Origin of the sequence: Algibacter luteus (assembly GCF_030344935.1) — a bacterium.
Lineage (GTDB): Bacteria > Bacteroidota > Bacteroidia > Flavobacteriales > Flavobacteriaceae > Arenitalea > Arenitalea lutea.
The window spans coordinates 1,023,134-1,037,315 of sequence record NZ_CP128313.1 but is presented as its reverse complement, the minus strand read 5'-3'; the positions used below and the strand labels follow the sequence as shown (position 1 = coordinate 1,037,315).

The 14,182-nt window shown below is 32.2% G+C and carries 11 protein-coding genes; 4 read left to right on the top strand and 7 right to left on the bottom strand.

Annotated features, from left to right (window positions below):
• Positions 1–477: a DUF192 domain-containing protein gene (locus tag O5O44_RS04505; protein ID WP_289195896.1), complete on the top strand. Its 477-nt coding sequence runs from the start codon at positions 1–3 to the stop codon at positions 475–477.
• Between the two features lie 26 nt (positions 478–503).
• Complete coding sequence (locus tag O5O44_RS04500; RefSeq protein WP_289195895.1) at positions 504–1,247, top strand: energy transducer TonB; 744 nt, start codon at positions 504–506, stop codon at positions 1,245–1,247.
• Between the two features lie 245 nt (positions 1,248–1,492).
• Here the strand turns inward: O5O44_RS04500 and secDF are convergent, their stop codons facing one another.
• The 7 genes from secDF to O5O44_RS04465 form a co-directional block, all read right to left on the bottom strand.
• Positions 1,493–4,480: a protein translocase subunit SecDF gene (secDF, locus tag O5O44_RS04495; RefSeq protein WP_289195894.1), complete on the bottom strand. Its 2,988-nt coding sequence runs from the start codon at positions 4,478–4,480 to the stop codon at positions 1,493–1,495.
• Between the two features lie 157 nt (positions 4,481–4,637).
• Positions 4,638–5,255: a hypothetical protein gene (locus tag O5O44_RS04490; RefSeq protein WP_289195893.1), complete on the bottom strand. Its 618-nt coding sequence runs from the start codon at positions 5,253–5,255 to the stop codon at positions 4,638–4,640.
• Between the two features lie 74 nt (positions 5,256–5,329).
• Positions 5,330–6,256, bottom strand: coding sequence for a malate dehydrogenase (gene mdh, locus O5O44_RS04485; RefSeq protein WP_289195892.1), 927 nt, complete (start codon positions 6,254–6,256; stop codon positions 5,330–5,332).
• A 258-nt stretch (positions 6,257–6,514) separates the two neighbouring features.
• Positions 6,515–7,531 carry a DUF6588 family protein gene (locus O5O44_RS04480; protein ID WP_289195891.1) on the bottom strand — a complete coding sequence of 339 codons (1,017 nt, stop codon included), beginning with the start codon at positions 7,529–7,531 and terminating at the stop codon, positions 6,515–6,517.
• Positions 7,532–7,633: 102 nt separating this feature from the next.
• Complete coding sequence (locus O5O44_RS04475; RefSeq protein WP_289195890.1) at positions 7,634–10,180, bottom strand: TonB-dependent receptor plug domain-containing protein; 2,547 nt, start codon at positions 10,178–10,180, stop codon at positions 7,634–7,636.
• Positions 10,167–11,081: a FecR family protein gene (locus O5O44_RS04470; RefSeq protein WP_289195889.1), complete on the bottom strand. Its 915-nt coding sequence runs from the start codon at positions 11,079–11,081 to the stop codon at positions 10,167–10,169. The genes O5O44_RS04475 and O5O44_RS04470 overlap by 14 nt, the downstream gene beginning before the upstream one ends.
• A gap of 54 nt (positions 11,082–11,135) precedes the next feature.
• Positions 11,136–11,645: an RNA polymerase sigma factor gene (locus O5O44_RS04465; protein WP_289195888.1), complete on the bottom strand. Its 510-nt coding sequence runs from the start codon at positions 11,643–11,645 to the stop codon at positions 11,136–11,138.
• A 202-nt stretch (positions 11,646–11,847) separates the two neighbouring features.
• Here O5O44_RS04465 and O5O44_RS04460 point away from each other — a divergent pair, with 202 nt between their 5' ends.
• Positions 11,848–12,900, top strand: coding sequence for a hypothetical protein (locus O5O44_RS04460; RefSeq protein WP_289195887.1), 1,053 nt, complete (start codon positions 11,848–11,850; stop codon positions 12,898–12,900).
• 220 nt (positions 12,901–13,120) lie between these two features.
• Entirely contained in the window at positions 13,121–14,170 is a 1,050-nt protein-coding gene (locus tag O5O44_RS04455; RefSeq protein WP_289195886.1) for a hypothetical protein, read from the top strand.
• Positions 14,171–14,182 lie beyond the last annotated feature (12 nt).

The following is a 14,182-nucleotide window of genomic DNA, read 5'->3' as shown; positions in this document are numbered from 1 at the left end:
ATGTTTTTTAAACGTTTTACCATACTATTCATATTCGTTTTCGCGCTGTGTTTATCTGGGTGCAAAGAGAATAACAAGGTTATTAAGCAAACTGAAGTTACCTTTACTAAAGAAGGTGAACTTCATATTTTAAAAGTTTCTGATGCCACAAAAATTGTTTTGGATATTGAAATTGCCGACACCGATTTTGATATACAAACAGGTTTAATGTATAGAAATTCGATGAAGAATAACCAAGGTATGTTATTTGTTTTTGAAGATGAAACCGAACGTTTCTTCTACATGAAGAACACTAAAATTCCATTAGATCTTATTTTTATAAATGCGGAAAAAGAGATTGTTAGTTTTCAGAAAAACGCGATGCCATTTGATGAATCTTCACTCCCTTCAAATGCTCCTGCCCAATATGTTTTAGAAGTTAATGCAGGGTTGGTTGATAGTTGGGGTATTTTGGTTGGAGATCGTGTTAATTATTAGTATATACATCAATCAATTTTAATACAATGAAAAATAGCATATTAAAAAAATCAATATTCTACTTATTCTTAATCAAGAGTATTTTTGTGTTTTCTAATAATACTAAAATTAACAATTATCCAGTTAAAGATAGCCTTAAAGTTTTTTCTATAGAACTAAAAAAGTCGATTTCTTCTCAATTAAATGAAATTTGGAATTGTGAGAATATCTCATACAACTTCATAAATGAGTCGAAAAAACAGTTAATTATAGATATTGGAATTATACCATTACCACCTATTGACATGTTAGGAAAATACAAACTGGCTACTAATCTTATTCTTAATAGGAAAATAAAAATCAATCATGGTTTAAAAGAAGGTAAACTTATCTACAAAATAAAAACAGACAAAAAAATTGAACATTATGAATTTAGTCTTTTTACTGTATATGAAAGCGTACCTATAGCTGAAGACTGCGATCAATTTTTTACACAGGATGAATTAAAAAAATGTTTTAAGACTTACATTGTAAAGCACTATGATGAAAAGTTTAATCCACAAAAATTTAATGATATTGGATTAGAAAAGAAAAAACATAACGTCATTATTAAATTTACAATAAACAAAAATAGTACCATTGAAGATGTTCATATTATCCATGAAAACGAGATAATTCAAAAAGAGTTTAAAGAAATAACTCAAAATTTAAAAATCATTGAACCTGGTTACAAAGATGGAAAGCCATATAATATTAAGTACGCTATACCTATGCACTTTTTCATTGAATAATGATTAAATGAATTTAATCTAACCAAAAGCTGGGTAACCGTTTATTATAACATTGAACCCCGCGGATAACTGCGTTAGGGATTGTAGTGAAAAGCTTTTAGCGAGGCGCGCATCGAGCCAAAACTTGTAACGAAAAGCCCGACCCTTATGGTAACCTGCCTGCCGGCAGGCGGGCGCCAACAAATTAAAAAAAAAAGCCTATCAACTCACGTTAATAGGCTTTTTGATTTATAAAATTCTAAGTATTACTTCTTTTTCTTGTCTTCTGATTTACTTACCGTATCGTACATTACCGGAGTTGCAATAAATAGCGATGAGTACGTACCTACAATTACACCTACAATAAGTGCAAACATAAACCCACGAATAGAATCTCCACCAAAAATGAAGATGGATAATAACACAACCAACGTTGTTAACGAGGTATTTAATGTTCTACTTAATGTACTACTTAATGATGAGTTTACAACCTTATCGAATTTCCAAGAGGTGTGCTCGTTGAAGAACTCACGAATTCTATCGAATACAACCACCGTATCGTTAAGCGAATAACCAATTACGGTTAGAATTGCTGCGATAAACGCTTGATTGATTTCCATGTTGAATGGCATGAATTTATAAGTTAACGAGAATACACCTAACACAATTAATACATCGTGAAATACGGCTGCAACCGCACCTAAAGAGTATTGCCATTTCTTAAAACGAATTAAGATATAAAGGAATACTACGATTAACGACCCTAGAATTGCCCAGAATGATGCTTGTTTGATATCATCGGCAATGGTTGGTGTTACTTTATAAGATTCTAATAAACCTATTTGCTTGTTTTCATCATTTAAATCGATAAACTGCTCATAAGTAATCCCTTCTAAATGTGGTACTAATGCTTCGTAAAGCGACTTTCTGATATCTTCGTCTACTTCTGCCCCAGACTCATTTACTCTGTATTTTGTTGTAATTTTTAACTGGTTAGCATCACCAAATGTTTTTGCATCGGCACTACCAAATACTTCTGGTTGTGAAAGCAAATCTGTAATCTCTGACGCGCTAATATCTTGCGCGAAACGAACTTGATACGTTCTACCACCAACAAAATCGACACCTTGGTTTAATCCGTTTGTTAATAACGAACCTAAACTTATAGCAATTAAAATTCCTGAAACGATGTAAGCCACTTTACGTTTTTTCAAGAAATCAATATTTATATTTCTGAATAAGTTTTTCGTAATACCTGTAGAGAACTCTAATTTACCGCCTCTGTTAGCATACCAATCGATTAATAATCGAGTAATAAAGATTGCAGTAAATAAAGACGTTGCAATACCTATTAATAAGGTTGTTGCGAAACCTTTAATTGGACCAGTACCAAAAACAAATAAGATTAAAGCTGTTAAACCTGTGGTAATGTTGGCATCTAAAATAGAAGATAAAGCGTTACTAAATCCGTCCTTTATAGATTCTAATTGTCCTTTACCTTTGGCTAATTCTTCACGAATACGCTCGAAAATAAGTACGTTAGCATCCACCGACATACCAATGGTTAATACGATACCCGCAATACCAGGCAATGTAAGTACAGCACCTAATCCTGATAAAATACCGAAGATTAATAAGATGTTTAATAACATTGCGGCATCTGCAAAAGCACCTGCTTTTCCGTAGTAGAAAATCATCCAAAGTAACACTAATGCTAACGCAATTAAGAACGACATTGTACCACTCTCTATAGCTTCTTTACCTAAAGATGGTCCTACAACCTCACTTTGAATAATATCTGCCGATGCTGGTAATTTACCTGCACGTAAAACGTTTGCTAAATCTATGGCCTCATTTAATGAAAAATCACCTGAGATAGAAGAACTACCACCTGCAATTGGTCCAGTAGTTACACCCGGAGCAGAATACACAACATCATCTAAAACAATAGCTATCTGACTACCTTGAGTGTATGCTTTACCAGTCATTTCCTCCCAAATCTTAGCACCTTTAGCATTCATTTGCATTGATACTTCAGATTTTCCTGTAGGACCAAATTGATTACGCGCATCGGTTACCACTGCTCCACTTAATTGAGGTACATTTTCACGGTTACCAACTAAAGCATATAAATCTACTAATTCACTGTTTTTTTCTGGCTTACCAAAAACAAACTTTGCGTAACGTTGCTCTGCAGGAAGTAAAGCTCTTACTTCAGGTCTGTTTAGGTAATCTAAAACTGTTTCTTTATCTTTTATTTCAAACTTAGCAATGATTGGTCCACCTTGGTAACCAATACCTCTAATTAACTTCCCTAATGGGTTATTTTCTTCAACTGCTGTAGAGTCAGTTACGGCATCACCTAATAAATCATCAATTTGATCACCCTGAGCGTCTTCTTCGTCTTGAGGTTCTACTTCAGTATCAGATTCAGGATTAACCAAATCTTTTAAAACAACATTAGCTTGATCTATAAACTGAAAGAATTGCTCACCCTTGTACGCATCCCAAAACTCTAATTGTGCTGTACTCTGTAACAAACTTGTTGCACGTTCTACGTCTTTTACACCCGGTAATTCGACAAGTATACGACCAGAATTTCCTAAACGCTGAATGTTTGGTGATGTTACACCAAACTCATCAATACGCTTACGAAGTACTTCGAATGCTGAAACAATAGATTCGTCTATTTTAGTTTCGATAATGGCTTTTACCTCATCATCAGACATACTTCCATCAATTTCTCCATCTAGTGCTTTCGTGTAAAATATATCTGGTGAAGCTAATTTAGTGTCGCCCTTAATTGCATCAAAAGCAGTGAAAAAATCTTGTAAATAGGTATTCTGACTGTTTTTTTGAAGTTCTGAAGCATCTTCTAAAGCTTGATTAAAAACAGGATCGGTAGTATTGTTTGCTAATCCTTTTAAGATATCTTTTACCGATACTTGTAGAATAACGTTAATACCTCCTTTTAAATCTAAACCAAGATTCATGGCTTTCTGCTTCACTTCGTTATAAGTGAATTTTGCTACACCAATGTTATATACGGTATCTGTAGCTTTTTCTTGAAGAAAACTAGCCTCTTCTTGACTGCGCAGTGCACGATAATTCTCTTCAGATTCAGAGATTTTACTAATCGCATATTCTTCTGCTTCTTTTTCAACCTGATTTGCTTTGAATGTGAATGATAATTGGTAAAGACTTACCAAACCAAACAAAATAGCAAATAGCTTTACTAATCCTTTGTTTTGCATGTTATAATGTTTTACGTCAAATTTTTTAAAAACGAGCAAATATAGAATTTACCGCATAATCTGACAATTTTTTATTTTTTGAATGTGAATTTTATGGAATCATTATTTGAAATGACTTCTAATTTGGAGTGTTTGGGGAATACAAGTAAGTGCTCCCTTAGCTTATTGGGCCTGCTCTAACTTCAGGAATGGTATGTTGTGCATCGCTTATTTTAAAAGCGACATCTTTACGAATTCTATAAGTAACTTGGATTAAGTTATCCTCACATTGATAAGCAATACTTGATACTGCTAATGGATTTGGATCTAAAAATCGGTTACTTTTTGATTTAAACTCTAAACTGATTACGCCATCAAAATCCCATCCGGTATCCTGTGTTTTTTGAATTTCGAAAACATCGAGATTGTAACTAACATTAGAGTCTTTACTCGGGATTTCAGTAGAATCTGTGTCTTTAGATGGTAAAGTTAATTGAAGTGCAATTTCATTTTCAACTGAAAACTTTGCTTTGATGCTTGCAATATCGGCATCACTAAAATAGGTGATTTTTAAGGTTCCGTTATCTAATTCTAGAACCTGAATATTTTCAGCACCTATACTTTGCAGCTGTTGCTTTACAATAGCTACCGTATTTTCAGTTTGATTTGCGTTTAAGCTTACATCGTCAAACTGCAATACAATTTCTTGGTTTGGTATGGTTAATTGCTGTTGTGAAACCACACCAAATAAGGTAAGACCAAAAATTAATACGCTAATGCACCATCTTGCTAACATGCGCCAAATATAAAAAAATAAAGACTGTATTGCTACAGTCTTTATATAAATCTATCTATTATAGTTTTGGTGCACTATACATCCAACAATCCGTTAGTCTTTTTAACACCTTCGGCACTCGCTTGCATATGGGCTTTTTCAGCATCACTTAATGGAATATCAACTATTTTTTCAATACCGTTTCTTCCTAAAATTACTGGAACACCTATACATATATCATTTAAACCATATTCACCTTCTAAGAAAGTAGAACATGGGAACAATTTCTTTTGGTCGCAAGCAATGGCTTGAACTAAACCACTTACTGCAGCTCCAGGTGCATACCACGCTGAAGTACCTAATAATTTAGTAAGTGTTGCACCACCAACTTTAGTATCTTCAGCAACTTGAGATAAACGCTCTGCGCTTAAAAACTCAGAAACCTTAATACTGTTTCTTGTGGCATGACTTATTAGTGGCACCATACCCGTATCGCTATGACCACCAACAACCATTCCGTCTACATCGCTAATAGGCGCTCCTAAAGCTTCAGCTAATCTATATTTGAAACGTGCAGAATCTAAAGCACCACCCATTCCAATAATTCTGTTTTTAGGAATATCTAAAGTTTTATGAGCTAAATATGTCATGGTATCCATTGGGTTACTCACAACAATAAGTATCGTATTAGGAGAATGTTCAAGTAAACTTGTAGAAACCGCTTTTACTATACCTGCATTAATTCCAATTAACTCTTCACGAGTCATACCAGGTTTACGAGGAATTCCAGAAGTAATCACACAAATATCACTATTTGCTGTTTTACTGTAATCGTTAGTTACACCTGTAATTTTTGTATCAAAACCATTTAATGATGCGCATTGCATTAAATCCATAGCTTTTCCTTCAGCATAACCTTCTTTAATATCCAACAATACAACTTCTGAAGCGAAGTTTTTTATAGCAATATACTCTGCACAACTTGCACCAACTGCTCCTGCTCCTACTACTGTTACTTTCATTTGATTAATATTTAATTAGTTTTTAATTTGTTTTAGAGTTATTTATCAAATTTCTATAGAAAACCAGTTTTAAAAAATGATTTTAATCGTGAAACTCAATTAAAAAGTTACTTATTAATAAGCACACTACTTTATGCGCGCTAAATTACGAATTAAAATAGTTTGAACGAAAAAAGCACAAGATTTTATCTTGTGCTTTTTTAAACAAAAACTAAATATAACTAACTAAAACTAAACAATTAATATTTTAATACTATTCTATCTGAAACCAAAGTTAACTCCTAATGAGAACGCATTGAAATCTGATAAGTGATATTCTGCATTAAGTCTGAAAAAACCTAATTTTAATTTTGTACCTATCGTACCTCTTACAGAAGATACTTCGCTTGATACTGAAAACGGATCAACGATATCTTCAGAGGTAACAAAACCATTTGTAACTCTATAAGTTCCTAATAAATCGGATTCAGACTTACCTTTAATGTAGCCTAAACCACCATAAAAGTTGATTACTGGCATCTTTGTGGATGCAATAAGCTGAAATAACCACGTATTGGTCGCATTTTCTATGCGTTGATTTTCACCTTGAACTCCTGATGAATCAGTTAAATTGTACTCACCATCAATATGGTTGTAAGCGACTAATCCAGAAATAGCAACAGGCAATAATTTATCTGCTGGTAACCATTCTGTAAATTCCATTTGTAATCCAGCTCCGTACATACTTAGTGATACGTCTTCGGTTTCAATTTTAGGAACAAAACGTGCTTTAACTTCTATTCCACCACCTATTCCTAACGCACCCTGAATAAATGCAGTAGGTAACAAATTAGCTGTACCATCGCCAATTCCTGTTGGTAATTCTATTGTTTCGGTTTGATTTCCAAAAATTGGGTCATCATATTCCACCTCAATAAAAATAGCAGGATCATTCTCACCTAATACAGTAGCTACCGATTTTGAAGGTGAGCTATCTGGAAAAGAAACATTATTATAATCGGCAACATTTAAGTCAAACATTTTGTGTTCGTCCTGAACACTTGCCGCATTAACGATTACAGAAATTTCAAATCCGCCTAAAGGCTTTACTTTTGCTGAATTAAACCAGTTAGCATTCATGCTATGCATTAAACCGTCGGTTCCGGGTGCTAAATAATCATTTGCAAATCGTTCTGCATCTTCAACACCTGCAGCCAAAAGTGCATCAATATCACTCTGTGCTTTTGAAATAGTTGTTACTAAAACGAGTAACATAAATAAGGTTAACTTTTTCATTAAATTTGATTTGGTTTTACAAACATAGGAAAAAAATCACGAAATGCAACATTTTATCGTAAAAAATTGCTTTTAATCGATAATATAAACATTTAAGCGATTTTAAAAATTTATTCTGAAACTGACATTTGGTGTTAAACCGAGGGATTTGTTGTCAATTTGAATGGCTTTATCTGAGTCATTTGGATCGACTTCATAATATCTATTAATGATATTCTGTCTATCTAACACATTCAACACACCAACTCTTAATGTAGCCTGAGCGCTCTCAGAGAGATTAATATTATAATTGAATGAAGCATCTAATCTCATAAAATCATCTACATTTTCATTATTCGGGATGTCATAATTTACACGAATATTATTACCATCTTGCACTGTTTCATTACCTTCAAGAGGCTTCGTGAACGGTTGCCCTGAGCGCATTATACCACCAACAGACATTTCTAAATTTTTTAAAATATTATAATTAAAGGCCAAAGAAACCGAATGTCTTATATCTACATTATTAGGAAATACCGATGGTGTAATACTTTTAAACTCATAATCATTCACACTATAAGTGTAGCTTACCCAAGCGCTATAATCATCAGCTGTTTTATTAAGTAAAAACTCAACGCCTTTAGCATTATAACTTCCTTGTGCGTTTACATATTGAAAATTATTATAAAAACCTTGGTTTGAAGCTGTTATACCTTCAACTAATTTATAAAAACCTTCTATATCTATTAACCAGTTATTTTGATTAAACTCAAAACCGAAAGACGCCTGTTTACTTTCTGATATTTTTATTGTCTGTTCGTTTGCTAAAATCCAACGCCGGTTTTCAACTCCTAAAAAATCATCTTGGAAGTCAATTTTTTGGTTAGCCGATTGATTTTTAAATTCGCCCTGAAGCTTTAATGCAAACGTGTTTGAAAATTTTTGCCTGAAGTTTAAACGTGGTTCTATAATTAGCTTATTAAACTTTTGAAAATAATTACCACGCAAGCCTACTCTGATATAGGTGTTGTTCTTTTTATATTCTAGCTCAGAAAAAAGTGCATGATTTAACAATACATCTTTTTTAGTGATGTCGTATGAAGGATTAGTTACAGTTGTTTCATTCAATATACCTATTTCACTAAATTGGTAACCGTTTAAAAAGTTTAAATTACTATTTAATTTTAATCTGGTTTTAAATTTTAACCCTGTTTCAAGTACCTCATTTGCTTGAGTTAGTCTTTGATCTGATTCTAATCTATAATCTGTTGCATCTACATTATACTTGGAGTAAAATGCTTGTAATTCTGAACTAAAATTATCGGTCCAAACGCCATTCCAGCTAGCCCCAAAACCTAAATTCTCCTGTTTTAAATTACTTGTTTTCGAATTAGTTTCACCACTATTTTCTTGATAACTTTCGGTATAATCTAAATTATTATTTATTCCGATAATGTTTGCCCTGAACTTATGATTTTCATTCAAATCGAAAAGTAATTTGGCCGAATAATCATAAAAAAAGAAATCGTTACTTCTATTACTTTCACTAATATTATCACTATTACTTGTAAGCTCGCTATCTTGAAAGCTACGTTCAAAATAATTATCATAAGTAGGTGAACTTAGTAAATCTGTAAAGGAACGTCTACCTGAAACATGTAATGCTAAAGAATTGGAAATAGGAATCTCTAAAAAAGCATCAGCATGAATTAAGTTGGCTCCAAAACCCCCTGAAAACTGATTATTTATTTCGTTTTTGGTAGACATATTAATGGTACTTGAAACACCATCGCTAAACTCGCTTGACGTACCGTTTTTAGTAACTACAACTTTATCAGTTAAATAAGGATTATAAGCAGAAATAAGTCCGAAAAAATGTCCTGAATGGTACATTTTAATATTATCCCAAAGGATGAGATTTTCATCGTTTGTACCGCCTCTTACATTTATATTGGCTATACTCTCATTAACACTCTCAACACCAGGTAAGGCTTGAATAGACTGTAGGATATCAGGTTCTGTCAGCCCAGGTAAAATACCAAATTTTTCAGTATTTAAAACCGTACTTCCATCAATATGTTTTTGCAAACCCGTTGTTAAGAATTTGGTAATTAAAATTTGACTAAGCGCTTCGTTTTTCTCTTGAATAGTGATGCTTTTACAATTCTCATTAAGCATCCTTAATTCGGAAGCTTGAATCCTTTTAGTCTGGTATCCTAAATATGAAACAATTATAGTATCGTTTATATCAACTTCTTGAATTAAAAACTTTCCGTTAGTATCTGTAATTACGCCTTTTCTCGAATTTTCAATTAAAACGGACGCACCAAATAAAGGCATATTGTCGCTTTCGGAAATTAAAATTCCACAAATGGATATTGATTTATTAATAGTAGAAATAGTAATGTAACGCTCATTTAGAAATTTGAAGCTTAGAATAGTAACATCATTAAATCTATCTACAACCTCTTTTAATGTTTCTGATTCTTGAAGTGGTGCAACTAAAACACCTTCTACATCATTAACAGAATACGAAAATTTAACATCAAACTTATTTTCAATTTGAGCAATAACCTCCAATAACGGCAAATTTTCTTGAGATTGAACATCAAAAGAAAACATGCTAATAAAAAAAACCAAAAAGATAAAAGCCTTATTTAGTGTCATAGTTATAGAACTCAACGTTTTTACCATTAATTTTATAACTTATTTTTAACGGAATTGTAACAGCTTGTAGCGCTATATTTTTATCGGTATGCGTAAAACTTCCTGAAAAGGTAACAGAAGTGTTTACTTGAGTTGCATCTATTTTTAAATTGTATTGAATTTCAAGCTCGTTAATAACTTGCCAAAGTGGTACGTTATTAAAGCTAGATTCTTTCGCTAACCATGATGGGTTCTCTGCATTAAAATCGCTTCCTAAACTCACTTCACCATTTACCACTCTAAACGATTTTCCTGGAGTAAGCACAACTTTTTCTTGGCTGCTCGTAACACTTACTGAACCCTCATAACATTGCACTTCAAAATAATTATCACGTTCTTTTACATTAAATTGTGTTCCTAATACCTGAACAATGCCGGCATCTGTGGTTACTGTAAATTTTTCACCTTTACTGACTTTAAAAAATGCTTCACCATCCAATGTTAAATTTCGGCTGTTTTTCCAATCTTTTTTATTAAACGCTAACTGAGACTGAGCATTCAAAATAACCTCTGAGTTATCAGGTAATGTCAATGTTTTAGTTTGTGCAAATTCTGTAGAATACGATTTAGTATTATTAAAGAATAAGAAATATGAAGAGGTTAACATCACCAAAAATACAGCAGCAATTTTTAAGAACGACTTAAAGTTTAATGGTAGAACCTTGGTTTCTTTTTTCGATAAATTGCGCGACTTAAAGTCTTCCAACGCTTTTTGAGCATCTACTTTTGGCGCTTCCAATTGTGAAGAGTAATGCGCTATTTTCTCTAGTGTTTTCAAATTATCTGATTGTTTTAAATCATTAATTTCTTTCTGAGAAAGCTCATTATCAAACCATTTTAATATGTTATTTTCCTGTTTCATTTTATTTGTGCTTCAACTTTAAGACAACCAGATATTATTTTACCCTACCACGTATTAGATATTTTCTATATGTTCTCTTAAAATTTTTAATGCTCCAGACATTCTTTTCTCAACCGCTTTTTGAGAAATATCTAATAACTCTGCAATTTCTCTATATTTTTTACCATCAATTCTATTCATTAAAAATACTTCGCGTTGCGCATCAGATAATAATGAAATAGCATGTTGAAGCTTCTTTTTAAACTCTTCTTCTTCTAATATATACTCCGGACTTTCATTGGTTTTATCTACATAAGGTGCTGCTTTGGCATACTCCATAACCACCTTATTATGTTTTACAGTATTTAGAAACAAATTATTTATTGTTGTAAACAAATAACTTTTCGCTTTTGTAAAATCTATTTTAGAGCAATTTTGCCAAATTTTTGAAAACGCATCTTGCACAAAATCTAGAGCTCCATCCTTATCGCCACATTTATAATAGGCAAAGTTGCTAGCAGATTGAACATGCTCGATATAAAATTTATTAAAATAGGTTTCTTCACAAAGTTTATTATCACTCATTCATTAAGGCTATTAATAAGTTAATACAAAAGTAGGGTAAATTTATTTTTAGCAGTCTTAACATTATGTAAAAACAGCGAGTAATTTAAAATTTAAATAAAAATAAAAAAAAGGTAGGGTAAAATAATATTTGATTGTCTTACCTATAGAAAGCGAAAGAATCGCAAAGAAATAAAAATTAATGACCCTAAAAATTATTATTATGAACAATTTAAAATTTATTACAGCAATCTTATTATTATCATTTATTGGTTTTACGTCATGTACTGATGAAGATGACAAAGTAAATGGTGAAAATCCAGAAACAAACGCTGCAAACTCTCAAACAGCGCAAAACTTAAAACGATCGTCAATGCATGATGGTAGTTTCGATGATTTTTTAGATGGCGTATCATGTTCGTCTATCTTATTACCAGTTACTGCAACTGTTAATGGAACAGACGTTCATGTTGTAAGCGAATCTGATTACGAAACAGTTATCGATATCTTATCGGAATACAATAATGATGACGACGAAGTTATTTTACATTTTCCTTTATCGGTTAAATTAAGTAACTACACAGAAATCAATGTGTCAAATCAAATTGAATTTAATGCATTAATGGCAACATGTAATCAAGCTGAAAACACAGCTAAAGATGCTATTAATTGTTTAGACATCAATTTCCCTATTACCATTTTTACATACAACCTAACTTTTACACAAACAGGTAGTGTTGTTATTGAATCTGAAGAGCAATTATATGCCTTTATTGATGAATTTGGATCTGATGAGCAATTTGCAATAAAATATCCCATTACTGCTAACTTAAATAGTGACACGGTAATAAGTATTACAAGCGACTTAGATTTACAAAGCAGAATCACAGAGTGTATTGCTTATGATGATGAAAAGGAAGAAGCTGAAGAAAACGCGAAAACTATTGAAACAATATTGGTAAACAATATGTTTAAGATAGAATCGTTTATCGAATCTGGAGTTGAAAAAGCAAATAACTACGCTGATTATACAATTGACTTTGCTGGCGATTTATCATGTACAGCTCAAAATAGAGTTAATTCAGAATTAGAAAACGTGCAAGGTACATACGAAGTAACCTCGCAAACAGAGATATATTTTAACTTAACCTTTTCTGGGAATGCAACTTTCGAATTATTAAATAATTCATGGGAAGTTACAAGTTATTCGCAGAGCTCAATCTCTTTTAAGAGTACTACAAATGCAGCTGTAACATTAGTATTAGCCCAAATATAATTAGGCTTGCATTTGTAACTTATGTTAGGAAAACAGCTATCGAAATTTTGATAGCTGTTTTTTATTTTTTACTATCACAATTATCATTTAGTATTTAAGTTATATATTTTAATTAAAAAAATATCATTTTTGTGGTAGGGTTAAATTAAAATGAGTTGTCTTATTTATAGAAAGCGATAATTACGCTTCGTATAAATAATAAAAAACAAAAATTAATAACATGAAAAATTTAAAGCTTTTAACTGCAATTTTAATTTCGTCTATTTTAAGTTTCACGTCTTGCCAAGATGAAATTGATGTTGAAAACGGGCAAAACCCTAATACAAATTCTTCAACATCACCAACGGCAAACAACCTAGAACGCTCATCGATGTATGATGGAAGTTTTGATGACTTTCTTGATGGAATCTCTTGTTCATCAATTTTATTACCCGTAACAGCTACTATTAATAACATAGAAGTTACATTAATTAATGAGTCTGATTACCAAATAGTACTAAACATTTTAGGCCTATTAACAAATGATGATGATAGCATTGAATTACAATTCCCTTTAACGGTTAAATTAAGTAATTACACAGAGGTTCAAGTGACTAATCAGTCTGAATATGATGCATTAATCGCAGCTTGTGAAGAAGCAGAAGATAATGCCGAAGATGCTATAAGTTGTATAGATATTAATTTTCCAATTACTATTTTAACCTACAGCTTAAACGTTGAGCAAACCGGAAGAGTAGTTATTGAAACTGAACAACAACTTTATACCTACATGAACAATTTTGGTGACGATGAGCTATTTGCAATTGATTATCCAATAACTGCAACATTAAATGGCGATAGTAGTACTGTTATAGAAATCTCTAGTGATCTTGATTTACAAGCACGAATCACAGAATGTTTAGGTACTGAAGATACTGAAGAAGAAGCGGAAGAAAACGCAAAAAACTTAGAAACTATTTTAGTTGATGGGTTGTTTAAAGTAGAATCATTCGTATTAGCAGGAATAGAAACCGCTAATGATTATGCAGATTACACCATAGATTTTGCAAACGATTTATCTTGTACTGCCACAAATACAGTATTAGACACCGTAGAGGGAACTTATGAAGTAACCTCTGAACTTGAAGTGTTTTTAAGTTTATCTTTTACAGGAAATGCTTCCTTTCAGTTATTAAATCAAACTTGGGAAGTAACAAGCTATTCAACAAGTTCTATCTCGTTACAAAGCACAACAAATGCTGCAGTAACCTTAGTCTTGTCTCAAATATAAACTAGAATTACA